Annotated in this window: 21 protein-coding genes; 7 read left to right on the forward strand and 14 right to left on the reverse strand. The window is 36.7% G+C overall.

The features are described from left to right. Window positions 1-6: 6 nt before the first annotated feature. From DEU40_RS04610 to DEU40_RS04635, 6 genes are all read right to left on the reverse strand, one after another. Window positions 7-2,400 carry a 3-hydroxyacyl-CoA dehydrogenase/enoyl-CoA hydratase family protein gene (locus DEU40_RS04610; protein ID WP_110008744.1) on the reverse strand — a complete coding sequence of 798 codons (2,394 nt, stop codon included), beginning with the start codon at window positions 2,398-2,400 and terminating at the stop codon, window positions 7-9. Between the two features lie 53 nt (window positions 2,401-2,453). After that, entirely contained in the window at window positions 2,454-2,906 is a 453-nt protein-coding gene (locus DEU40_RS04615; protein WP_062671553.1) for a MarR family winged helix-turn-helix transcriptional regulator, read from the reverse strand. 165 nt (window positions 2,907-3,071) lie between these two features. Continuing rightward, window positions 3,072-3,995, reverse strand: coding sequence for an ABC transporter ATP-binding protein (locus DEU40_RS04620; protein WP_110008745.1), 924 nt, complete (start codon window positions 3,993-3,995; stop codon window positions 3,072-3,074). Window positions 3,996-4,093: 98 nt separating this feature from the next. After that, on the reverse strand, window positions 4,094-4,471 hold the full coding sequence (locus DEU40_RS04625) for a GxxExxY protein (RefSeq protein ID WP_110008746.1): 378 nt from the start codon (window positions 4,469-4,471) through the stop codon (window positions 4,094-4,096). Between the two features lie 280 nt (window positions 4,472-4,751). Beyond that, entirely contained in the window at window positions 4,752-5,723 is a 972-nt protein-coding gene (locus tag DEU40_RS04630; protein ID WP_181397933.1) for a FecCD family ABC transporter permease, read from the reverse strand. 23 nt (window positions 5,724-5,746) lie between these two features. Next, window positions 5,747-6,307, reverse strand: coding sequence for a TlpA family protein disulfide reductase (locus DEU40_RS04635; RefSeq protein WP_110008748.1), 561 nt, complete (start codon window positions 6,305-6,307; stop codon window positions 5,747-5,749). A gap of 33 nt (window positions 6,308-6,340) precedes the next feature. On the opposite strand from DEU40_RS04635, the gene DEU40_RS04640 reads away from it, so the two are divergent. Together DEU40_RS04640 and DEU40_RS04645 are read left to right on the forward strand one after the other, a co-directional pair. Further along, entirely contained in the window at window positions 6,341-7,465 is a 1,125-nt protein-coding gene (locus tag DEU40_RS04640; protein ID WP_110008749.1) for a ferredoxin--NADP reductase, read from the forward strand. Window positions 7,466-7,521: 56 nt separating this feature from the next. Next, the gene (locus DEU40_RS04645) at window positions 7,522-8,079 is read left to right on the forward strand and encodes a vancomycin high temperature exclusion protein (protein WP_373427997.1); all 558 of its coding nucleotides are present in this window, start codon (window positions 7,522-7,524) and stop codon (window positions 8,077-8,079) included. Here the strand turns inward: DEU40_RS04645 and DEU40_RS04650 are convergent. Continuing rightward, on the reverse strand, window positions 8,076-10,685 hold the full coding sequence (locus DEU40_RS04650; RefSeq protein ID WP_110008751.1) for a BamA/TamA family outer membrane protein: 2,610 nt from the start codon (window positions 10,683-10,685) through the stop codon (window positions 8,076-8,078). The two genes, DEU40_RS04645 and DEU40_RS04650, sit on opposite strands and share 4 nt — an antisense overlap. Here DEU40_RS04650 and DEU40_RS04655 point away from each other — a divergent pair. Beyond that, complete coding sequence (locus DEU40_RS04655) at window positions 10,671-11,396, forward strand: TrmH family RNA methyltransferase (protein WP_110008752.1); 726 nt, start codon at window positions 10,671-10,673, stop codon at window positions 11,394-11,396. The two genes, DEU40_RS04650 and DEU40_RS04655, sit on opposite strands and share 15 nt — an antisense overlap. Window positions 11,397-11,475: 79 nt before the next feature. On the opposite strand, the gene DEU40_RS04660 is transcribed toward DEU40_RS04655, so the two are convergent. The 5 genes from DEU40_RS04660 to porQ form a co-directional block, all read right to left on the reverse strand. Further along, the gene (locus tag DEU40_RS04660; RefSeq protein ID WP_110008753.1) at window positions 11,476-11,976 is read right to left on the reverse strand and encodes a phosphoribosyl-ATP pyrophosphatase; all 501 of its coding nucleotides are present in this window, start codon (window positions 11,974-11,976) and stop codon (window positions 11,476-11,478) included. A gap of 3 nt (window positions 11,977-11,979) precedes the next feature. Beyond that, complete coding sequence (locus DEU40_RS04665) at window positions 11,980-12,288, reverse strand: phage holin family protein (protein WP_034694332.1); 309 nt, start codon at window positions 12,286-12,288, stop codon at window positions 11,980-11,982. Between the two features lie 79 nt (window positions 12,289-12,367). Beyond that, complete coding sequence (locus DEU40_RS04670) at window positions 12,368-12,718, reverse strand: YtxH domain-containing protein (protein ID WP_047431084.1); 351 nt, start codon at window positions 12,716-12,718, stop codon at window positions 12,368-12,370. Window positions 12,719-12,813: 95 nt separating this feature from the next. Further along, the gene (cmk, locus tag DEU40_RS04675; protein ID WP_110008754.1) at window positions 12,814-13,488 is read right to left on the reverse strand and encodes a (d)CMP kinase; all 675 of its coding nucleotides are present in this window, start codon (window positions 13,486-13,488) and stop codon (window positions 12,814-12,816) included. An 84-nt stretch (window positions 13,489-13,572) separates the two neighbouring features. After that, on the reverse strand, window positions 13,573-14,565 hold the full coding sequence (porQ, locus tag DEU40_RS04680; protein WP_110008755.1) for a type IX secretion system protein PorQ: 993 nt from the start codon (window positions 14,563-14,565) through the stop codon (window positions 13,573-13,575). A 166-nt stretch (window positions 14,566-14,731) separates the two neighbouring features. Here porQ and pyrH point away from each other — a divergent pair, with 166 nt between their 5' ends. Beyond that, entirely contained in the window at window positions 14,732-15,439 is a 708-nt protein-coding gene (pyrH, locus tag DEU40_RS04685) for a UMP kinase (RefSeq protein WP_110008756.1), read from the forward strand. Window positions 15,440-15,520: 81 nt separating this feature from the next. On the opposite strand, the gene DEU40_RS04690 is transcribed toward pyrH, so the two are convergent. Further along, window positions 15,521-16,876, reverse strand: coding sequence for a lipase family protein (locus DEU40_RS04690; RefSeq protein ID WP_110008757.1), 1,356 nt, complete (start codon window positions 16,874-16,876; stop codon window positions 15,521-15,523). Window positions 16,877-17,629: 753 nt separating this feature from the next. Between DEU40_RS04690 and DEU40_RS04700 the strand changes: the two genes are divergently transcribed. Further along, entirely contained in the window at window positions 17,630-18,280 is a 651-nt protein-coding gene (locus tag DEU40_RS04700; RefSeq protein ID WP_110008759.1) for a hypothetical protein, read from the forward strand. Between the two features lie 28 nt (window positions 18,281-18,308). Here the strand turns inward: DEU40_RS04700 and DEU40_RS04705 are convergent, their stop codons facing one another. Next, window positions 18,309-18,548, reverse strand: a complete 240-nt coding sequence (locus tag DEU40_RS04705) for a hypothetical protein (protein WP_110008760.1) — start codon at window positions 18,546-18,548, stop codon at window positions 18,309-18,311. Between the two features lie 428 nt (window positions 18,549-18,976). Here DEU40_RS04705 and frr point away from each other — a divergent pair, with 428 nt between their 5' ends. Together frr and DEU40_RS04715 are read left to right on the forward strand one after the other, a co-directional pair. Beyond that, the gene (gene frr, locus DEU40_RS04710) at window positions 18,977-19,531 is read left to right on the forward strand and encodes a ribosome recycling factor (RefSeq protein ID WP_110008761.1); all 555 of its coding nucleotides are present in this window, start codon (window positions 18,977-18,979) and stop codon (window positions 19,529-19,531) included. A 197-nt stretch (window positions 19,532-19,728) separates the two neighbouring features. Next, complete coding sequence (locus DEU40_RS04715) at window positions 19,729-20,790, forward strand: 3-oxoacyl-ACP synthase III family protein (protein ID WP_110008762.1); 1,062 nt, start codon at window positions 19,729-19,731, stop codon at window positions 20,788-20,790. Window positions 20,791-20,831 lie beyond the last annotated feature (41 nt).

Here is a 20,831-nt window from a genome sequence, read left to right on the forward strand (position 1 = left end):
TCTCTATTAGTTTCTCAAAGGTTTCCCATTTTGCAACATATACTGAATTCTCTCCAGAGTTTTTCTTTCTCCACAAAGCTGAAGGAAAGTTTCTCTTTCAAGGTTCAATAGATATTGTTCTGTTACAACTGTTGGTTCTGATAGATTTCCACCTACCATCACGTTGGCTAGTTTATCAGCAATTTTCTTATCGTGTGCAGAAATAAAGTTTCCGGTTAACATCTGGTCAGTTCCTACGTAGAACATTCCTAATGCGTCTTTACCAAGAACTTTTACTTTTTGCTCGATCGGCTGGGTATAGCCTTGTTCTGCTAATAGTTTCGCTACTTTTTTCGCTTCAGCAATCTGTCTGTTTTTGCTTACGGAAACGATGTCTTTCCCTTTTTCAAGGATTCCCATATCGTAAGCTTCGTAGGCAGAAGTCGCTACTTTACCCATGGCGATGTTCATGAAAGCATCACGAAGTCTGTTATTTTTAACATCATCGTTGTGGAATTCTCTGGAAGTTCTTAAAGTAAGCTCTTTAGTACCACCACCACCAGGAATTACTCCAACTCCGGTTTCTACCAGTCCGATATACGTTTCTGCCGCGGCAACCACTCGGTCTGCATGCATGGTCATTTCGCATCCTCCACCTAAAGTCATTCCGTGAGGAGCAACTACAACCGGAATAGATGAGTAGCGTACTCTCATCATTGATTTCTGGAAGTAAGCGATCGCCATATTCAGATCATCCCAATCCTGTTCGATTGCCATCATAAGGATCATTGCAAGGTTGGCACCTACAGAGAAATTAGCTCCCTGGTTTCCAACTACTAATCCGTCATATTCTTTTTCTGCCAAATCAATCGCTCTGTTCAATCCGTCAAGAACTTCGCCTCCAAGAGAGTTCATTTTTGAACGGATCTCAAAGTTGATAATTCCGTCTCCCAAATCTTGAATAGCAGCACCTGAATTGCTCCAGAGTGTTTTATTTTTTCTGATATTATCTAAGATGATGAATGCATCCTGACCAGGGATTTTGTTGTATTCTCCCGAGTTTTTATCAACATAAATACTTTGTCCTTCATCATTCACTTTATAGAAGGTTTCTACGTTTTTTACCCAGTCTGAAACTTCGTATCCTGCATCTTTTGCCAGTTCAATGCCTTTCTGAACACCTACTGAATCCCAGATCTCAAAAGGACCGTTTTCCCATCCGAAACCTGCTCTCATAGCGTCGTCAATTTTGTAAACTTCGTCGGAGATTTCAGGAACTTTGTGTGAAACATAAGCGAATAATGCCCCTAAAGATTTTCTGTATAATTCGCCAGCTTTATCTTTACCGCCGATCAATACTTTGAATCTGTCGATTGGCTTGTCAATAGATTTTGTTAATTCTAATGTCGGGAATGACGATTTGCCTTGAAGTTCATACTCTAAAGTATCAAGGTTTAATCCATGAATTTCAGATTTTCCTTCTGCATTTTTCACTTTTTTATAGAAACCTTGTTCTGTTTTTGAACCCAGCCATTTATTGTCCATCATTTTCTGGATATAAGGAGGAAGGGCAAATACATCATTAAAGTCGTTCGCTTCTGCACCGCTTTGACGAACTCCATTGGCTACCATTACCAAAGTATCAAGACCTACAACGTCGGCTGTTCTGAATGTAGCAGATTTTGGACGTCCGATTACGGGACCTGTTAATTTATCAACATCAGAAACGGTAAGTCCTAATTTCTGTACATTGTGAAGAAGATCCATCATAGAGAACACCCCGATTCTGTTGGCGATGAAGGCTGGTGTATCTTTGGCTAAAACAGTCGTTTTACCTAAGAATTTTGCTCCGTAATTCATATAGAAATCGATGATTTCAGGAGCTGTATCGTTGGTTGGGATAATCTCTAAAAGGGGAAGATATCTTACCGGGTTGAAGAAGTGTGTTCCCGCAAAGTACTTCTTGAAATCCTCGCTTCTCCCTTCTGTAAGGAGATGAATAGGAATACCGGATGTATTGGAAGAAATTAATGTTCCCGGTTTTCTGAACTGTTCAATTTTTTCGTACACAGACTTCTTGATATCAAGTCTTTCAACGACTACTTCAATGATCCAGTCGGTATTTTTTATTTTCGGCAAATCATCATCGAAATTTCCGATTGTAATTCTGTCTGCAAACTTGGGTGAATAAAGAAGTGCAGGACTTGCTTTTTTAAGTTTTTCAAAGTTTTCGGAAGCAATTCTGTTTCTTACTGCTTTGTCATCTTTGGTCAAACCTTTTTTCTGTTCAGCTTCAGTAAGTTCAAAAGGAACAATATCCAAAAGTGATACTTCAACGCCGATGTTGGCGAAGTGGGCAGCGATTCCGCTTCCCATAATTCCTGAACCAAGAACCGTTACATGTTTGATTCTTCTTTTCATATGTAAATTTTTATTTGTATAAGATGATATGAACCCGAAGGCTTCATCATAATTTATTTTCTGTTATTTAATAATTCGTTGGCTATTTTCATGATTTCACCCATCACATCTTTGAAAGCCTCCAGTTTTTCCGGAGAAATTTTTTCCATCACCTTCTTGTTGAAATTCACAACGACTTCCTTAGACATATTTCTGGAGTTTAATCCTTTATCTGTAAGTTTGATGATCACCTCTCTTTTATCAGTGGTGGTCTTCTCCTTATAGATGTATCCGTTATCTTCAAGAAGTTTGATGATTCTTGTTAAAGAAGTGGGTTCAATAGCCATCTTCGGTCCAAGATTGGTACTTCGGGTTCCTTCTTTAGGATCTATTTTTAAAAGTGTGAGTGCCTGTACCGCTGTGGAATCATGTTCCTGGGCTAATTCTGTGTACATTTTAGAAACAGCCAACCAGGTCTGTTTTAAAATTAAATCTACGTTTTCTATTTTTTCCTTATTATGATCCATCATTTTTGCGCCAATGGTTTTACCCAAATTTAATAAATATTATGCATGCATAATATTTATTAACGTTAAATTTTGTTAATAGGCTGTAAATAAATGGATTAAAATGTATGACTAGCATAATACTATGCATGCATAATATGTGGATAAATCAAAGAAAATCAAGTATTAATGAATGTTTGAGACTAAAATAATGATTTCTTCAAAAGATTCACATTGATAGATGGAGGAATCCTTAGCAATTACCCAAAATGGGTTCTGAAATTCGAAATTCAGGTCAGACAGGTCTTTTTGGAAGTTTTTTTGAAGCAGAGAATACAGCATTTCCTTGTGAAACTGCGGTGCAGAGATCACTGGCGGAATAAAGGTCTCATTGATTTGAAATAAGGAAGCATTTGTAAGTTCATTATGCTGAAGCAAAATGTCCTCAACAATTCCGGAATACAAATGATTTTCCTTTACATACCATATTTTGTCTGCGAATTCTTTGGCCAGTCGCCAGTCATGGGAAGAAAAAAGGATAAGCTTGTTCTGTTCCTTAGCCAGCTTTCTTAAAGTTTTAAGAATAATAATTTTATTTTTTTCATCCAGATGAGTAGTAGGCTCATCCAGAATAATAATAGGGGAATTCTGGGTAATGGCCCGTCCTATAAATGCTTTTTGAAGGTTTCCATCAGAAAGGTTTTTCAAAAGAGTATATCGGTACTGATTAAGATCCAGTTCTTCAATAATATGGCCAACCTCTTCACGATCTTCTTTTTTGAGTTCAAAATAAAAAGGATAATAGATATACTTTCCGAGAGAAATAAGATCTTCAACGGTATAATGCTGCGGAATAACAGATTTTGAGAAGACAATGGCAATATTCTCTGCAATCTCTTTTACCGAAAGATTTTTTACATTTTTTCCATTAATAGAAATTTCCCCATTCAGTAAAGGGAGCTGATGCAGGATAGATTTGATTAATGTTGTTTTTCCTACACCGTTATTACCAATCAGCAGGCATACATCACCAAGCTTTAAATCTGCATTGGCATTGGAGATTAAAGTTGTATTGTAGCCGATATCTGCCTGTTTGATTTGTAGGTGCATGTTTCTGTTGGTTATACGTAAGACGCAAAATGTTTTACAAAAATAATGTTTTAAGGCGCAAGGAATTTGACTTTGTCAAATTTTTATCCAGTTTTATTTTATAAATTGTTTACAATTCTTGTTACTCCGTTTTTGAAAACATCAGATTGAAAGTTGAGCAGCATACCTAATTTGCAGTTTGACATTTTTAAATAGGTGAGTAATTGAGCTTTATGAGTAGGACTTATGTAGTCAACTGCTTTTATTTCCAGAATCACTTTGTTTTCAATTATCATATCAAGCCTGAAAACGTTTTCTATTCTCAAATTTTCATAAATAATAGGTAGTAGTTTTTGTTTTTCTACAAGAAATCCTGAGTTTGTTAATTCGTAGAACATACATTCTTCATATACATGCTCAAAAAGTCCTGCTCCAAGCTTTTTATGAATCTTTAATCCTGTTTCAAAAACAATTTTTGAAATTTCATTTTCTGTCATTTGTGGTGTTTTGTTGAACCTAAATATAAGAATTGTTAGGTAAAGGATATTATGTCTTAAAATTTTTTATTTAAGTGTATTGTTGGGTAAGCGCAAGGGCGCAAAGTTACAATTTGTATATTGTAAGGAGCAAGAAAATCAAAGATTTTCAGCAAGGATATGGTGATTTTTTGTGAATTAAAATATGCAGTGCTAAATTTTATCGGAGATAAAATCTTTGCGTCTTAAAAATATAAAGTTTTACAAGTTTTTGCGCCTTTGCGTTTATCCAACAAAAAAATCACACTTTATTCTGTTTCAACAGCATCATCAGAATCACAGGAATCCCAAATACAGAACTTATCACATTCAAAGGAATCTGTGTTTTTTCTGCAATGACAGAGAAAAATAACATGATCAGCATTCCCAGGAACATATTAAGAATCCATTGCTGCCATAATCTGGATGGATTATAAACAAGTCTGCAAAAGTGAGGTACAATAATTCCGATAAAAAGAATAGGCCCTAAAAATGCAGTAACAGAGGCGGATAGGAGAGAAGATGCTACTATAATTAAGAGCTTCAGCTGTTTCAGATTGACCCCTAAACTTTGTGCATAGGAATTGCCCAGAGAATTTCCAATGAGTGGTTTTATCGCTCTGAAGCAGATCAACATTCCGATTAAAACAAGAACGGAAAGTACATAGATCTGATTCCTCGTTACCATATTATTCGCTCCGAAAGACCATAAAATATAGTTTTTAAGACTCTGGTTTTCCGCATAAAATTGCAACAGAGATACAATGGCACCGGCAAAAGCAGATACCAAAAACCCGAAAATAATAAGATAGGACTTGTCCTGAAATCTGTTAGACATTGACAGTAGGATCAGCATTAGCAGTAAGCTGCCTCCAATAGCTGATAAACTGAGAAAACTATTCTGTAAAAATTCAGGAAGGGAAATAGTATGGGAAAAGAAAATATAAAAAGCGACTGATAAACTGGCAACTGAAGTTATTCCTAATATATCAGGTCCTGCCAGTGGATTTTGAAAATATTCCTGCATCAGAAAACCTGAAGTGGGAATGGAAATTCCAGCCAGCATCATCACCAGCACACGGTTGATACGGATTTCAGCAATTTGATTCTGAGCGGAATCTTGAAAGAAATCCTGGAAGCTTAAACTTAAAAATCCTGTGTTCAGATTAATAATTGCGCTTGCAATAATGGCAATCACGAATAATAAACATAGGATTTTAAATCTTTTTGACATGATTCAGAAAGAGTTCAGTCTATTTATTTTAGGAAAGAATCGATTTTAGAATTCAATACATCTTCCGTCATCATTCCCAGATATTCGTCGGTTTTATCACCTTTTCTCATGAAAGTAAAAGGGATAGAACCTCCGTCCCATTGTTTGAAGTTGTTGTGAAAGAAGTTTGGATCTAATTTTTGTCCATCCAGTAATATAATGCTGCCTCCCAATTTATTTTCTGCAGCAAAATTCTTAACAGCACCAGCCCAATCTGCCTTATCATCAAGGTTGACGAAAGTGAACTTTACAGGTTTTCCTTTCAATTCCTCCATTTTACTTTTAAAACTTGGAATTTCTCTGATACATGGGCCACACCAGGTTGCAAAAAAATTGGTTACATATAAAGTATCATTATTTTTGGCCAAATGCTGGCTTACATTTTCAGGAGAAAGTTCTTGGGGGATAGCTGTACTTCCTTCAGATTCTGTAGTTTGAGATACAGAAACAGGGGCTGTGCCAGCTGTGTCTTCAGTTTTCTGACCTTCTTTTTTACAGCTGTAGAGAGCAGTAAGAAGTAACGTGGATAAAATTATCTTCTTCATAAATTATTTTTTATCTATTTTTGAATTGAAGTTATGGAACAACAAATCTATAAAGGGAAACTGATACAGTTTCATCCGTTAAAAATAGCGAAAAAGGAAGAGCTGACCAAAAATACTTTTTCTCTGGAATTTGATATTCCTGAGAATTTAAAAGAAAATTTCAGGTTTGAAGCCGGGCAGTTCGTCAGTATACGATTTCAATCACATGGGAAGGAGGTTATTAATGATTATTCAATGACTTCAGCTCCCTATGAAGGGAAAATATGTCTGGGGATAAAGGTGAATTCCTCTGAAGGAGCTACTTCGCAGTTATTTCAAAATTATAATGCTGGTGATGAACTTTGGATTAGTGAACCTGCAGGAAGATTTACCATTGTATCCAAGCCCAGTGAATTCAGAACTATTGTTGCTTTTGCAGCCGGTATAGGGATTACGCCCATTTTGAGTCATTTTAAAAATATTCTCCACAACGAACCCAGAACACGACTGTTCTTATTTTTTGGAAACAAAAGTTCAGAAGATCTTGTCTATCGTGAGCAGCTGGACAACCTTGCCAGAACATGTGGTGACAGACTCCAGATATTTTACTTTTTTTCTCAGGAGAAAACGGCAGATCAGTTTTTTTATGGAAGACTTGATGAAAAAAAGCTGAATCTTATCATCAATCAGATTCTTCATTTGGATGATACAGACGAGGAATCTACAATCTGGGATGCTGTAGACGAAGTGCTGATCTGTGGAAAAGGCGAAATGATCAAAACTTTGGCTAATGCCTGCTATCATCACGGAATTCCGAAAAAGAATATCCATTTTGAACTTTTTGAAGAATTTAATGACGATATTTATCCTGTGGAAAAAGAATTTCCTCTGATTGAAAATATAGAGGTTGAATTTACCATGCTTGGAAAGAAATACACCACTTATCTGCCTGATAATAAGGATAAAATCCTACAGCAGCTTTTGATGCAGAAATTCCCTGTTCCTTATTCCTGCAAGTCAGGAATCTGTGGAAGCTGTGAATGTTCTCTGGAAGAAGGGGAAGTAGAACTGCTGGAGAATGAGTATCTTACCGAAAAAGAGGAGGAGCAGGGACATATTTTAGCTTGTATGTCTATTGTGAAAAGTAAAAAAATAAAGCTTAACTTTGATCTTAGTTGAGAGTTATTAGGAACATATTTAACCTTGGGTTTATATCACTGGAACTGGGAATTCTGATGATATGCTTCTGTAATGTGTGGGTTTTCGGGCTTACCAACGGAAGAACTTATACCAAAATCTCAAAAATTCCGCCAAGGGAAATTGCACTGGTTCTGGGAACCTCTCCAAAAATGAGATCAGGAAAATCAAACCCTTATTTCACTAAAAGAATGGATGCGACTGCCCTTCTTTACCATCATGGGAAAATCAAGAAAATTATCGTAAGCGGGGAAAAAAGCAAAGGTTATAACGAGCCGGGAGCAATGAAAAACTATCTGATCAATCAGGAAGGAGTGCCTGAAGATATTATTGTGGAAGATCCGAAAGGCTTTAATACCTACAAAAGTATTCTCCGTTGTAAGGATGTTTATAAGAAAAAAAATGTCATTATTGTATCTCAGGGATATCACAACCTGAGAGCATTGTTTTTTGCAAGAAATAATGATATGAATGCCCTGGGATTTGATGCGCAGGATGTCACAAAACCAGAGAGTTTCTACAGAAACCAGACGAGGGAAATCCTCGCCCGTGTGATTGCTGTAGTGTATTTTATTTTAGGCGTTTCTCCGGATTAGAAAGGATATCCGAACGCGATATTAACTGTAGGTTTGAAAGGCTGGATGAATTTGAATCTCCATCGGTCGCCTTCAGGTTTATTCGGGTCATAGATCTTATACGCAAGATCGATTCTCGCCGTTACATAGGCAATATTTAATCTTAATCCGAATCCACTTCCGATACCTACCTGTTTCCAGAACTTACCGAACTTAAATTCATCTCCGTATCCATCGTTATAATTACGAAGACTCCATGTATTTCCGATATCGGTAAATAGTGCGCCTTCATAAGTTTTATTAAAAGGAATCCGGTATTCAATATTGGTGGTAAGCTTTAGGTTATCCGTCATATAAGTACGAACTCTTTCGTCTACCTGAGAATCGGCAGGACCTAATCCTCCAAAGGCTACCCATGCTCTGATATCGTTGGAACCTCCATTGAAATAAGACTTGATGATGGGCATATCCTTAGAGTTTCCATAAGGTATTCCAACTCCGATAAACTGGCGCAGTACCAATGTCTGGTTTCCGTTAAACTTGAAATATTTTCTTGTATCAATATCAAATTTTACAAACTGTGCATAGGGCAGTCCGAAAATAGTTCCTTGCGGGCCGGTAACAATACCTCCGCCGTTATCTTTTTTATTGAATATACTTAATATATTTCCCGCAAGCTCCACTTTTCCATTAAAATAAAAGGCATTTGGATATTCCTTTTTTCCAATTTCACTATAAACAAAATTATAGATCATAGATGAGATAAGGACATCCTGGGTCTGTCTGTCTTTGTTGACCAATGTTCCGGTAAATGCAGTCAAAAGATCTCTTCCCTGCTGATTAAGACTTCCACGGTAAGCATCGTTCTCAATAATCATTTTGGAAACTTCATCTACACTGAGTTTCCCATCTTTATAATCTTGTCCGGTCTGCGCAGTTTCCGGGCTAAACATAAAATAATTTCCGAAAACTTCATCTTTTACCCTTCCGTCATTCACAAAGTAGTCATAGTAGGCATCTTTATTTTTTGTCAGACTGACCTGAGTATTGAATAAAGTAAGCTTGTGATACACCTGATCATTAACACTTGCCTGATAATTCAGTCCCGTATTGAAAATCAACCTTCCCAAACCGATGTTGTTCTGTATGGATGCCCCCAGCAAAATAGATGATGTAGGCGTGTATCGTTTTGGAATGAATTTATAATAATTAAAAGGAAGCAGCAGTCTTGGGAAGTTCAGGGATGCCTGAGCTGATATTTCGTAGGCCGCAACCCTTTTACTGATGTCTTTTGTACTTCTGATAGAACCAAATGTCCCTGAAAGGCTGGTAGAAAGGTTTTCTGCTCCTCTGAAAACATTTCGGGTGGTAAGGTCAACAGAAGGAGAGATCCCCAGGTTTAAAACCTGAGAATAATTGATATCTGTTCCCACTTTAAGTTCGTATTTCGGTAGTGGTTTCAGTACATACAAAACATCAACAATACTGTCGTTTGGAGAGGTCATTCCGCCTTGTCTCAGAGAGTCTCTGGCTTTAACGATGCTGAAGTTATTCATCGATAAAAGATTTCTCTTGGTAACGTCCAGTTTTGTCTGGTCAAAAACCTTTTTACTGTCCGGAATAATAGCTCTCCACACCGATGAAAGTTTATATTTATCATTCATCGTATGGAATCTTATTCTCCTTAAGCTGTCTTTTTTGGTGTTTTTAGGATAATCACCGGGTTCATCCACAATAGCCACATCAATATTTCCAAAAGTGGCTATTTTATAAGGAGTATCCAGGGAATCTTTATGAATTTCCAGGGTTAAAGGAACCTGCTTTCTGCTTTTAAGGGAATCTGCAACGAAATAAACTTCATCATTGGAAGCATTGAACCTGTAGAAACCAAACTCTCTCATCAGATCCGTAATTCTGGTAACCTCTCTTTCCAGAACGGTCTGGTCAAGGATCTGTCCTGATCTTACAAGACTTCTGTTCAGATTATAGTTGTAATACCCTTTGATCCCCTGATCCGGAATATTATAGAAATAATCCTTGATACGCGTAGGTTCATTATGTTTGATGGAATAATTAACCGATGCTTTTTTGGAAGCGGAATCCAGCGTATGTTTAAAATTGACATCAGCATCCCAATATCCCCTGTAGGTAAGTCTTTTCTTGATAGATTCAGCACTTTTTTCACTTCTTGTCTGATCAAGAATAACCGGCGGTGTTCCCCAGTTGTGCAGTAAACGGTCGAAAAGAAGACTTTTCCCGACACTGCTTTTCATATTATATTTAATGAATAAAGAATCTCTCAGCTTCTGATTTCTCATCTCACCGGGATAGGTCATATATTCATTAAGTATGGTGTCGTATTTCGGATCCGCCATATTGTACAGAAGGAGACTTAATGGCATGAAAAGAAACTGCTTTTTATTGGGCTTCTGCTGAATATAATCTTTAAGTTCCTCATCAAAAAATACTTTCTTATCCTCGAACTCTAAATTGTTCTTGGTAAGCAGGTATTCGCCGTCAGGAACTTTTTTTGTCGTACTACAAGCATAAAGGAGACCAACAAATGTTGCAAATGAGATAATTTTATAATATTTTTGAGGAGAATTCTTATAATGCTTACAGCTCATACAATAAAAGTTTTACAATCTTTAGATAAAAAGAAGTTCAGACAAAAATACAATTTGTTTTTGGTTGAAGGTAATAAAATCATTTGTGAACTTTCTAATTCTAACTTTAAAGTTAAAGAAATATTGTCAACCGATCCACAAAAATTGGACCGTACTGACGTTCCTGTTACCCATATCTCTGAAAATGAATTAAAAAAAATAAGTTTTCTTAAAACTCCAAAAGATTCCGTGGCGGTATGTTATCTTGCCGAGGAAGAAAAATGGGAAGATAAGAATATACAATTGGTTTTGGATGGAATACAGGATCCGGGAAACCTGGGAACCATTATACGTCTGGCAGACTGGTTTGGTATTGAACAGATCATCTGTAGTGAAGATACTGTAGATGTTTACAATCCGAAAGTCATTCAGGCAACGATGGGATCTTTTACCAGAGTGAATGTGGTGTATACTGATCTGGTGGAATATCTTTCCAAAACAGAGAATGTAAATATCGGAACGGATATGGAAGGGGAGAATATTTATACTTTCCAGAAACCCGAAAAGCTAAACCTTATTTTAGGAAATGAAGGAAACGGAATGAGACCGGAGACGGAAAAACTGGTACAAAAAAGTATCAGCATTCCTAGATTTGGAAAATCCCAGTCTACAGAAAGCCTGAATGTATCAATGGCTGCAGGGATTATTTTAGGACAGTTATTTTCAAAATAGAAAATCAGAAACCAGAGGTTGGAATGGCGGATAAACTACTTATCAATATTCTCTAACTTCTGGTTTCTGATATTTAAACCTATATCAATTGTTCCATACTTGAAACACTTTTGTTTTTCTGGTATACTTCTATTTTTTTTCTGACATATTTCAGTGCAATAGGAGCAAGGTAAATCAAAGCTGCACCAATCAGTTTTTTCTTCCAGTTGGAACTTTTCATATTCTTTTTGGCATAGTTCCCTACGATAGCAGTAACCCCTAGTTTTACAAGCCCGTCTGTAAGATTTCCTCCTTTGAAAGCAGAACTGGCAATTCCTACAGCTGTATTTTTGCTGATCAAAAGGTCTTTCACCTCTGAAGTAAGCTGTTTGGCAATGACATCCTTCCTTAGGATCACTTTTTCATCACCGTCTTCATCAATCTTTTCCTGAAGATACTGATCAGTTAGACCATTGGTAAATGCACTCAGGCTTTCTTTTGTATTTTTGAAGGTCAGAAGATTTTCAAGATCACTAATTTCACCCTGAAGCAGTTTTTTCTTTCTTCTTAATTCTTCTATGCTCTCGTATTTTCTGCCCATAGTTTAATGATTTAAAAATTTAATAACCTGATCTGCAACAGTATTCACAATTTTTGTTTTGAAGGCAACAACAAACGCCATTACCAGTGCATAAAATGCAGCAACAATTAAGAATCCATAGGAATAATTATCCAGTGCTTTTCCGATAAGGAAAGCAATTCCAAAGTTGAAAAGGATAATAAAAAAAGCAAAAGCAACAAGCAGTACTACAAAGTAAGTAATGAGCCCGGCAGAAAGTGACGACTTTTCAGTTGCTTCAATTTTCAGAAGATCGATTCTCTTGGAGGCGTATTCTTTAATAGTTTCTATCATTGTTTTTTTTTAAAGTTACAAAAAAAGGAACTTTCGCACAAAAGTTCCTTTTCGTAATTTACTTAAAAAGATAAATTACTTATTTTTTCAGATCATTCAGTTCTGCTTCTACATCTTTTGCCAAATCTGCAGTTTTAGAAACAATCTGATCTTTGTATTTGTCATATCCGTCTTTCACAGTATGTGCTACGCTGTTCGCCGTTTCCTTGAAAGTAGAAGAAATATTGCTGTACTGGTCTTTCACTTTTTCAGAAACCTCACCGTATTTGTTTTTTGCCTGATCTTTAAGATCATTTGCCTTTGTTTTGATTTTTTTTCTGGTTTCTTTACCTTCTTCCGGTGCGTATAACATTCCTAAGATTACACCTGCCGCAGCACCTGCAAGAAGTCCTGCCAATATACCTGCTGTATTATTTCCTTTTCTAGACATTTTAAGTTTTTTAATAATTAATAATAGATTAGTTTTTACAGTAATAAAACTTACAATTTGTATACCAAAGGAGGCCTGAAGCCTATTAAAAATTGTTAAATCTTTTTGATGTGAGATAAAATAAGCTGCATGGTTTCTTCTTTGGTGAGTGCCGAATTATCAATAACAATAGCGTCGTCAGCCTGCTTCAATGGGGCTATTTCACGCTCACTATCGATTTTATCGCGTTCTATAAGGTTTTGCTTTACCTGTTCCTTATCCGCCTCAATTCCCAGTCCTTTCAGTTCCAGAAACCTTCTGTTGGTTCTTTCATCAATACTGGCAGTAAGAAAGAATTTATAGTCTGCATCTGGCAGAACTACTGTCCCAATGTCACGCCCGTCCATAATAACGCCACCTTTTTCTGCCAAAGTGCGCTGTGACTGCAGGAGGAAATCTCTCACCTCTTTTTGCTTGGCAACAAGACTTACGTTGTCTGATACGATATTGGTACGGATTTCCGTAGAGATATCTGTGTCATTCAGGAAAAGAATAAGGGTGCCGTCGTTATTTTTAAATTCAAGTTTGATCTGATTAAAAGAAGAGAACAGCGCATTCAGATCAATCTCGCCGTTTTCATTCAGACAATGCTGCAAAGCATACCAGGTAACTCCTCTGTAAAGCGCTCCTGTATCCATATGAATAAGTCCCAGTTGATCAGCAATGATTTTTGAGATAGAACTTTTTCCGGTAGACGAGTACCCATCGATAGCAATTACAGGTTTTTTCATACTGCAAATTTCAAGATTTTTTTTAGAAAATCAAGAGGAAGTAAGAAATTTTCAGAATAATTAAGAAATTTCCGGCCAGGAAAATTATTCTCCTCTGTGGCTGGAAAGGTCCATGGAAATTCCTATCTGATTGACGTTCGAAGAGTTGTGATATCTCACGTGGGCATAATCAATACGGAATCTGGAAACTTTAACTCCAAATCCTGCAGAAAGTCCTGAGAAATTTCTTTGATCCGCAACCGCCAGCTCATTTCCTCTTTTTACATTATATCCTAGCCTGATATTGAAATTCTTTTCCGGAAACAATTCGGCTCCCAAAGAAAAGTGATCGGCAATCTTTCTGCCGGCACCCACTTTCTGCCCGTCCAGATTCTCTTCTGAGGAAATATCAAACTTCTGAAGATCGTGTGCGGTAATGGTGATGGCAAGAGGAAAATTCTTGATGATTTTGGTATATCCAAGATCGATTCTGAAAGGAAGATTTTCTCTTGTCCCGTTAAAGGATTTCAGCTGAAAACCAAAGTTTCTCATGACCAATGAAACGACTTCCTTGCTCTTTTTATTATGATAGGTAATTCCCGCTGTTCCTGAGATCGCAGAAGAAGTATAGTTATCAATTTTTGAGGTAATAAAATTAAGTCCTCCACCAATCGTCCAGTCTTCTTCAAACTGGTAGGCATAGCCTGCGCCAATTGCAACATCAGAAGCTTTGAATTCTCCGTTTTCAAAACCGCTTTCATCCGTCCTCGGAATACTTCCATAGCTCATATACCTTGCATTGATGGTAGCCATATGGCCATTCTCAAAGTCTTTGGCATAAGCAATCGTTCCGTATTTCGAGTCGGCAAGGTAAGCCGTTGCGTTTACAGAAAGCTGTTTGTCAGAATCTTTATTTAACAGGGCAGGGTTTGCAATAGCAAAGGAAACATCATAATCTCTTACCGAAATTGCATCGCCGCCCAGAGCAGCCTGTCTTGCAGATACAGGTACATTTAAGAACGGATAAACATTTGTTCCTGTTTGCGCATAAGAAACAATTCCTGATAGAAATAATGAAAAAATGATAATTTTCTTCAACTCAATTTATAATTAATGCAAAAATAATCCTTTTTCGTACTTTTCAAAATATTTCTGACATTATTTCTATTTAAATATTTTTCTTTCATCAATATCTTTAATGATTATATTTGCAAAATCAAATTCCGGGGAAACCCATACTAATAAAAGTTATTAAAAATAAAAGATGAAATATAAAAGAATCCTTCTGAAACTAAGCGGTGAGGCCTTAATGGGAAACAGACAATACGGTATTGACAACGAAAGACTGCAGGAATATGCAGCTGAGATCAAAAAGGTAGTTGAAAAAGGCTGTGAAGTAGCGATCGTAATCGGAGGAGGAAACATTTTCCGTGGTGTTGCAGGAGCTGCCAAAGGAATGGACAGAGTGCAGGGAGATTATATGGGAATGCTGGCCACGGTAATCAACGGAATGGCTTTGCAGGGAGCATTGGAAGATGCAGGAATCAAAACAAGACTTCAGTCTGCTATCGAAATGGATAAAGTAGCTGAACCTTTCATCAAAAGAAGAGCGGTAAGACACCTTGAAAAAGGAAGAGTAGTGATCTTCGGGGCAGGAACAGGAAATCCTTATTTTACAACAGATACAGCGGCTACCTTAAGAGCCATCGAAATCGGAGCTGATGTGATCTTAAAAGGAACAAGGGTAGACGGAATCTACGACAGCGATCCTGAAAAGAATGCAGATGCTGTAAAATACAATTCATTATCTTTTGATGAAGTATTTGAGAAAAACCTTAAAGTAATGGATATGACCGCATTTACTCTAAGCCACGAAAATAAATTGCCAATCATTGTATTCGATATGAATAAGAATGGAAATTTAGAAAAAATCGTAGACGGAGAAAATGTAGGTACTTTAGTTGATTTATAATCAGTTTAACCGTTTAAAATATAAAAACACCTGTTGCAGTAATTGTGACAGGTGTTTTTTATTTATGATTGTTTTAAGTACTTATTTGTCTGCTTCAACATTCTGTGTGGCATTTTCCTTTTCAACCAAAACATAACGGGAAGAAATCCATCCGATGATCTGATCGATTATTTTAAGAATCATCTCCAATTCCGTGACAGCAGTTACTCCGGGTACCAGCTTCACCTTTGGTTTTGGTAATGGCTGTGATAAAATAAGTCCTTCTACCTGTGGATTGGATCCTTCTGCAGGAATGCCATTATACATTCCTACATGCTGTACGGATAGCTGCAGCATATAGTCCTGCAAAGACTCAGGAGGTGTCTTAATGCTCACCGAGGAGGCGCTTGAATGTTGGAGCCGGCCTGGGAGCGATTGGTTCTGTATTCTTGTATAACTGGCTCCTGAATTTGAAGAATCAGCAATCGCCATCTTTTGTAAAGCGTTTAATAAGGCTGCCGTCATATAGGTAGGAGCCTGACCATAAATCGTTGCTATTTTTCCCAGTTCCGATACCGGCCATGCATGAGGAACAACGTCCAGATCGTTCCAGTGCATGGTATTCCAGCTTTGATAAGTACCTGTCTGTTGCTGCCATCCCGGAGGCAATGGTGGGAATTTACTGTTGAAAAGATTGGCGAATGCTGCCTCACCTGGCGTTGGTCCGGCAGTAGGATATACAAGCGTAACCCCGAAAGCATCCAGATCTTTATTCTCTTTCAGATAAAGGGCAAGGGTAGGAGATAATGCTCCGGCAAGGCTATGTCCACAGAATATGATGGCTGTATCCGGATCCGGACTTAAGCTGGCAAGAAACTGTTGAAGCGTGGTATTGGGTGCGGCTGCATCACCCGGACTGATAAGTCCCAGAAGTATACCGACCCCGGTAGCCGTTCCTTTTGAAATATAAGGGTCAATGCCGTTAAAGGCTGATGGAGCAAAGTTGGAAGGGTTATAAGTCGTCCAGTTGACTACTTCTGCCACTGAGAAATCTTCTGTTTCCCAATCGTAAAGAGAGGAAGGATTAGTGGCAGCAATAGCCACAACGTAGGTAGGCAATGTAGGACCTCCCGGAAATGCGACAGCATTAGACTTAACGACATATAATGCATTATCTGCAACTCCGGTAGGAACTCCCTTTTCATTTTTTTCTTCAATCAGGGCCGGGCCCCAGACCAGATCCCAGTTTCCTAATTCCGATACGGCTGAAGGATTAGCTATAGAAGGTGTTTTCTGATCCATTATTTTAACCGGAGGAACATTGTTAAAATAATAGGATAAATCATACTGAAGCTGTTGCTGCAGTTGGATACCAAAACCGTTGTAGCCTCCGGCACGGTTGGCAAGACCTGCCATACCGAAAACTTGTTGATAGGCATCTAAAGATGGATTTGTCATGATGTGATGGGTTTAAATTAGTTTATAATTGTTCATTTTTGCAAAATGTCTTCTCCAGGACTTTCCGTTTGTTACGGCAAGTTTTCAATGTAAAATACCTGCCGACGTTTCGTTTAAAAGAATAGAGTAAAGGACGTTATTAAAAATGATATCACACTAAGTAGAAATAACCAAAATGTTTGATAGGTATTTGTACCTGAAGTTTTTTGCTTTCAATTAATTTCAGAATAAAAGCAGCCTCTTTTTTTCTAAAGAGAAGACAAATACACAAAACCCATGTTGAAAATAGCATTATGCGAAAACTGTAATTATTCCGAGTAATAATGGAAAAAGCAGGGTAAAGGATTTAGATAAGATGAAAGAGGAATAAAGAAAGAAACGCCAAAAGAAATTTCAAAAAATACTGTATAACTATTTGTGGTTCAAAACTAAATTGTTATATTAGAGATAGTACCGTATAAAAGTGGGAATCAAAATCATGCTTATTTACAGAACTATGAAGAATGGAAGTAGGACTGAACATTATTTAGATGTTCTAGTGATGGGTGGGAAAATCTATGGTTTTTTACAATTGGGCCCAGAAGATGATTGGGATGATGATAACAAATTCTTATACGAATGTTGTGATCACCTAAAGTTTGTGTATGGAAGTAGGTTCAAAAAATTTACTCTTAAGCATTCAAGAATTTAAATCTACAGCCTTCTCTTTGAGAGGGCTTTTTGTTATCTTTGTGTAAACCAATAACTAATAATATGTCACTAAGAGTTAATCAACCAACAATTTATTTCAAGACTGAGGAAGAGAAAACAAAGTACGCGCTTGATTATATCGATAAGTTTATTCATGATATTCCATCATATGGGAATTTTCATATTACTGATCATATGAATCACCCCAATTTAGAAGAGAAAAAGAAATTAAGAAGTATTATTTCACATGTAGAAAGGATTATGATAGAAGAAGGAATACTTGAAATTCCATACGATGCTAATGCTATGCTGAAAATGACAAATTTAGGACGCGAAATTAAAAAGGAAGGTGGATATTATAAATACTTACAGAACTTGGAAAAAAAAGAATTAAAAAATAATCAAAATATTATCACAAACAACATGTATGGTGATAATAATTCATTGAATAATGCAGTTGGGGCGAATATTACAATTAATTCTACAAATAGAATTTCTTTAAGTGATAATCAACGACAAGAATTGAAGGCCATAGGTGTTCAAGAGCAAGAAGTAGAAGAATTGGACAATATAATTTCAGATGATACTAAGGACAAAGGAGAACTTAGTAAGAAGTTATTTGCGTGGGTGAGTAGTGTAACCGCATCTTTGGTATCTAGAGGGCTATATGACCACATTCCGCAAGTTAGTAAATTTGTTAATCAATTTATTTAAATAAAACAACCCCTATTTGGGGCTGTATTTAAATTCGTTGTGAAAAAATTTCTAAATCAATCTCAGACGGTTCGAAAATAATTACACTATTTCGGAGTAATTCAGCAGGGAAGAATCTTTCACTTCCATCCTCGCTTGGTACTATCCAGCAATTACCTTCATTTTTGATACATTGCTTAATAACTTCCTTGTGCATATCAAATTTATCACTTGGAACATCCACAATATGTTCGACTGGACCATGTTTAATCGTAATTCTTCTATTCATGATGATTTGTTTATTCTTTCAAATATAATTCTTTTCCTTCAAGTGCGAAGAAAAGATTTTGGAATTGATTAAAATGTAAAATGATAATAGATGATTATGCTTGTTAAGATATAAAAGAAAAAACTTATGAAAAAATCACTTCGCTAATTGCTCAATTTAAATCCACCATGAGCAAAACAAGAAACAAGTAACGACTGGTAATAAAATAATTTTGCACAGTGTCCTATTTAAAAATATCAACGTTTTCACAAAATACAGAATGCAGTCTTACCAGAATATGGAAATAATCATTATTTTTGCAGCACTGAATAGTAAAAAAGAATTTAAAATAATAGAAAACACTGATGTTTGCTGCGTTTTTTAAATTTTAATTAATTGATATTCAGAAGGATTAATAGATGTGTAATTTATCAAACTTTAATATAATAATGGAAGAATTAGATCTTATATTAGAATCTGTAAAACAAGACATGGATGCAGCGGTAAAGCACCTGGATCACGCATTTCAAAGAATTAGAGCAGGACGTGCTTCTACGGCAATGGTTCAGGATGTAATGGTAGAATATTATGGAGCAATGACTCCTATCAACCAGGTTGCGAATGTTTCTGTTCCGGATGCAATGACAATCTCTATTCAACCTTGGGACAGAACGGCAATCAATGCGATTGAAAAAGCAATCATCAACTCAAACTTAGGTTTTGCACCTTCTAACAACGGAGAAAATATTATCCTGAATGTTCCGCCTTTAACTGAGGAAAGAAGAAAGGAACTTGCAAAGCAGGCTAAAGTAGAATCTGAGAACACTAAAGTAACGGTAAGAAACGCAAGACAGGACGGTTTGAAAGAACTTAAAAAACTGGAAGGAGTTTCTGAAGATGTCGTAAAAGGCGTGGAAGAAGAAATCCAGGCTTATACTGATAAATACGTTAAGCTTTGCGATGAGCATCTTAAGACAAAAGAGGCTGAAATTATGAAAGTATAATTTTCAGTTTTTAAAATATTTGTAAAGAGGTTTCCGATGTGAGACCTCTTTTTTTATTATTTTTCAGCCATTATTTTAACTTTTTATGATGCAATGCATTCTTATTCCATACTATATTGTGAAGTATTTACGTTCATTCATTATATTTAATGAATTATTCCTGACGTTCAATTAAAAAACAGGAAACAGATACTATAATGATGACAAAAATAATCGGGGTAGGAAATTATATCCCATCGGAAACAATAACCAATTTATTTTTTGATAAACATATTTTTCTTAATGAAGAAGGGATTTTATTAAAGGAGAATAACGCTTCCATTACGGATAAGCTTAAAAAGATTACAGGTATTGAAGAAAGGAGATATGCACATAGTACACAGGTCACTTCAGATCTGGGCGTCATTGCGGCGCGTGCAGCTATAGAAAATGCAGGAATCGATCCTGAAACATTAGACTATATTATATTTGCCCATAATTTTGGGGATGTTCGCTTCGGAACGGTTCAGTCTGATACGGTGCCCAGTCTTGCTGCAAGGGTGAAGCATGTATTGGGAATCAGAAATAATTTCTGCGTGGCCTATGATGTTCTTTTTGGATGTCCGGGATGGATTGAAGGGGTAATACAGGCTCATGCGTTTATCAAATCCGGTATAGCAAAGCGATGTCTGGTGATTGGAGCAGAAACACTTTCCCGTGTGGTAGATATCCACGACAGAGACAGTATGATCTATGCCGACGGTGCCGGGGCGGCTGTTCTGGAAGTGAACCAGGGTGATGATGCCGGGATCAAAGCGCATTTATCAGCTTCGTATACGCTTGAAGAGAAAGACTATCTGTATTTTGGAAAATCTTACAACAACGAAAGATGCCCAGATACCCGGTATATTAAGATGGATGGCAGGAAAATATATGAATTTGCTCTCGTAAATGTTCCGGATGCCATGAAAAAATGTCTGGACAACAGTGGATATTCTATTGACCAGCTCAATAAAATTATTATTCATCAGGCGAATGAAAAAATGGACGAAGCCATTGTTAACAGGTTTTATCAGCTGTATGGAAAACCCGTTCCGGAAAATATCATGCCTATGGTTATTCATAAATTAGGAAACAGCAGTGTGGCTACGATTCCTTCTTTGCTGACGATGATTCTACAGGACGAGCTGGAACATCATAAAATCAAAAAAAATGATATCGTATTATTTGCTTCAGTAGGAGCAGGGATGAATATTAATGCTTTTGTCTATAAGTTTTAAAAATAAAAAGAGGTTTCCAACCGGAAACCTCTTTTTGTATA

It is taken from the genome of Chryseobacterium sp. AG844 (assembly GCF_003182335.1).
Taxonomy (GTDB): Bacteria; Bacteroidota; Bacteroidia; order Flavobacteriales; family Weeksellaceae; genus Chryseobacterium; species Chryseobacterium cupriresistens.

Coding starts and splice junctions, on each gene's coding strand:
- DEU40_RS04640 (WP_110008749.1), top strand. CDS start 6,341: ATGGAACAACAAATCTATAAAGGGAAACTGATACAGTTTCATCCGTTA.
- cmk (WP_110008754.1), bottom strand. CDS start 13,488: ATGAAAAAACCTGTAATTGCTATCGATGGGTACTCGTCTACCGGAAAA.
- DEU40_RS04625 (WP_110008746.1), bottom strand. CDS start 4,471: ATGACAGAAAATGAAATTTCAAAAATTGTTTTTGAAACAGGATTAAAG.
- DEU40_RS04650 (WP_110008751.1), bottom strand. CDS start 10,685: ATGAGCTGTAAGCATTATAAGAATTCTCCTCAAAAATATTATAAAATT.
- DEU40_RS04690 (WP_110008757.1), bottom strand. CDS start 16,876: ATGACAAATCCATCTTTAGATGCCTATCAACAAGTTTTCGGTATGGCA.
- pyrH (WP_110008756.1), top strand. CDS start 14,732: ATGAAATATAAAAGAATCCTTCTGAAACTAAGCGGTGAGGCCTTAATG.
- DEU40_RS04620 (WP_110008745.1), bottom strand. CDS start 3,995: ATGCACCTACAAATCAAACAGGCAGATATCGGCTACAATACAACTTTA.
- DEU40_RS04655 (WP_110008752.1), top strand. CDS start 10,671: ATGCTTACAGCTCATACAATAAAAGTTTTACAATCTTTAGATAAAAAG.
- DEU40_RS04635 (WP_110008748.1), bottom strand. CDS start 6,307: ATGAAGAAGATAATTTTATCCACGTTACTTCTTACTGCTCTCTACAGC.
- DEU40_RS04660 (WP_110008753.1), bottom strand. CDS start 11,976: ATGGGCAGAAAATACGAGAGCATAGAAGAATTAAGAAGAAAGAAAAAA.
- frr (WP_110008761.1), top strand. CDS start 18,977: ATGGAAGAATTAGATCTTATATTAGAATCTGTAAAACAAGACATGGAT.
- DEU40_RS04615 (WP_062671553.1), bottom strand. CDS start 2,906: ATGGATCATAATAAGGAAAAAATAGAAAACGTAGATTTAATTTTAAAA.
- DEU40_RS04700 (WP_110008759.1), top strand. CDS start 17,630: ATGTCACTAAGAGTTAATCAACCAACAATTTATTTCAAGACTGAGGAA.
- DEU40_RS04670 (WP_047431084.1), bottom strand. CDS start 12,718: ATGTCTAGAAAAGGAAATAATACAGCAGGTATATTGGCAGGACTTCTT.
- DEU40_RS04630 (WP_181397933.1), bottom strand. CDS start 5,723: ATGTCAAAAAGATTTAAAATCCTATGTTTATTATTCGTGATTGCCATT.
- DEU40_RS04610 (WP_110008744.1), bottom strand. CDS start 2,400: ATGAAAAGAAGAATCAAACATGTAACGGTTCTTGGTTCAGGAATTATG.
- DEU40_RS04715 (WP_110008762.1), top strand. CDS start 19,729: ATGATGACAAAAATAATCGGGGTAGGAAATTATATCCCATCGGAAACA.
- DEU40_RS04665 (WP_034694332.1), bottom strand. CDS start 12,288: ATGATAGAAACTATTAAAGAATACGCCTCCAAGAGAATCGATCTTCTG.
- DEU40_RS04645 (WP_373427997.1), top strand. CDS start 7,522: ATGATATGCTTCTGTAATGTGTGGGTTTTCGGGCTTACCAACGGAAGA.
- DEU40_RS04705 (WP_110008760.1), bottom strand. CDS start 18,548: ATGAATAGAAGAATTACGATTAAACATGGTCCAGTCGAACATATTGTG.